The following is a 2116-nucleotide window of genomic DNA, read 5'->3' on the forward strand; positions in this document are numbered from 1 at the left end:
TCCGAACGATTCGTTGAAATCAGTTCGGGATTTTTGTGTGCCAAAAAAAAGAGTGCAATGACCGCTCCGTCAAAACACTTCGCTAAGAATCTGGTTGATTTTATACAAGTTTCCAATGTTCGTTTTATAATAAATCTGCTTTACTTATGTCCCAGCCCCCTTAATGCCTTATGTTTCAGGACTCCACTCCTTCAATAACCCGATTTCATTCAAAGCCTGCTGCAAGGTGGCTTTGGTTGAAACTTGGGTGAATTTCACACCCATTCTTACGACAGAACGAGCAATCTCCGGACGAATTCCGGTCAAAGTCGCCTTTACACCAACCAACTTGAGGGCGTGAACAATTTGGTAGATATGATGTGCAGTGACTGTGTCAATGACAGGGACCCCCGAAACATCAATTAACAAGTGAGTCAAATCCAATTCTGTACTTTTTCGTAAAGACGTTTCCATCACTAGTTGGGACCGTTCGGAATCTATTTCTCCAATAAGGGGTAAAACAGCCACACCTTCAGTAATCGGCACAACCGGTACCGATAATTCAACCAACACGGCTTGAGCCTTTTCCCAGTCCTTTTGATGATGCTCGATGTAGATTTGACTCAGTTTTGAAGTGATGCTGTCAAAAAGAGGTGAAATTTTCTTTATTACGTGAAGTACGGTTGAAGAAGGGAACAAATCGTTATCCCTCTCTTCTTCGAATATGTACCAAACGGCACTTTTCACTACATTGATAGAAGACAGGAGGTGTTGGAGTGGAACCCCTTCTTGCCAACCTATTTCACCAGTTTCTGCTGTCCAGCTCTTAATGATCTCTTCAAGTCCTTCTTCTTCCAAAATATCATTGGCTAAGTAATCAAAGAGCTCTATTCTCTTCTCTTTTAGCTTCTCACTGAGAAAAGCTGATTCCTCATCTTTTTCGACCTTACTCAAAATCCTTGTGAATTGATTTTTATTTTCGATGATTTTTTTACTTATGTAAGTATATGAAATACTCATAACTGCGTCTCCTCGTTTTTATTATATTTATATAATAAATGGACTATTGTTTTTTGTAAAACATTAACCTCCCCTCCTTATCCGCTTCTATTCTTTTTAGCTAGGGTAAACTTTATTATTGTTTTGGCTTTAGAATTATCTGAAAATGAATCTACGATCGATAAACGGTATTCAGCAAAACCAGCTAATAGTTTGTCAACATTTTTCAATAAAAACTTAAGGTAACCCATGTTATACTAAAAATACGCATGGCAAATAACCTTCCTCGAATGTTTGATTGGAAGGTTTTGTATTATTTAGATGGAAATATTAATTACGCTATATCTTGGAAAGTGGTTTTGTTTTTCAATAAAGCATAAATCCAATGTAAGAGCTTATTTACACATGCAATGACGGCTACTTTATATAATTTGCCTTCCTTTCGTTTCTTATCGTAAAACGCTCTTAATTTTTTGTTTCTAGGGATAATTTCGGCTGTTGTTTTTTGTTTGCGGCAATCACGAATACCAGATCTAACGGCCATATATAGGGCATGACGTAGCCGACTTGAACCACGTTTTGTAATCCGAACTAAAGTAGCCTTAAACTTACCTGATTCATGTACTTCTGGATCAACTCCTGCGAATGCTACTAGCTTTTTAGGGTGATTAAACCGGTCTATCTCCCCAATCTCAGAAATAATCGTGGCAGCGATTTTTTCTCCAATACCAGGGATAGATTGGATTATCTTATATTCCTCAACTTCTTTTGCGAGAGCATCTATCTCTGAGTCCAATCTGGATAGATGCTCTTTGTATTGAAGAAGCATATTTATTCGGACTTCCTTTCATTTTTCTTTGTACTTCCCTTTTTCGCAGAAGATTCCAGGCGTTACTTATTCAGCTTAGTCCCTAGTTTTGCAGCAGACTTAAAAGATCTGACCATTAGAAAACAACAACAGAAAAGGAGAATGATAGATGAACAAGATATCTCTTATTATTTTTTTACTATTATGCGCACTCTTTATTGCCAACGGCGTCTATCAGGGTCTAGTGAATGATAGCTGGCAAGCCCTTATTTTTGCGGTGATCGTCATTATCTTAGGAGCTTTTAGCTTGATGAGAAAGAGAAAAAAATA

General features: G+C 37.6%; 1 protein-coding gene and 1 pseudogene. Both read right to left on the minus strand.

Going from position 1 to position 2116, the window contains the following annotated elements; all coding sequences use genetic code 11:
• Nucleotides 1–168: 168 nt before the first annotated feature.
• Nucleotides 169–999, minus strand: coding sequence for an STAS domain-containing protein (locus LD39_RS14815; protein WP_035548765.1), 831 nt, complete (start codon nucleotides 997–999; stop codon nucleotides 169–171).
• Nucleotides 1000–1312: 313 nt separating this feature from the next.
• Nucleotides 1313–1813, minus strand: a pseudogene (locus tag LD39_RS14820) (IS110-like element ISHaha5 family transposase); the annotation flags it as partial.
• Nucleotides 1814–2116 lie beyond the last annotated feature (303 nt).

Origin of the sequence: Halobacillus sp. BBL2006 (assembly GCF_000786645.1) — a bacterium.
Classification (GTDB): domain Bacteria; phylum Bacillota; class Bacilli; order Bacillales; family Halobacillaceae; genus Halobacillus.

Bases quoted from the DNA above. Each gene is read 5' to 3' on its own strand.
- LD39_RS14815 (WP_035548765.1), bottom strand. From the start codon at position 999: ATGAGTATTTCATATACTTACATAAGTAAAAAAATCATCGAAAATAAA.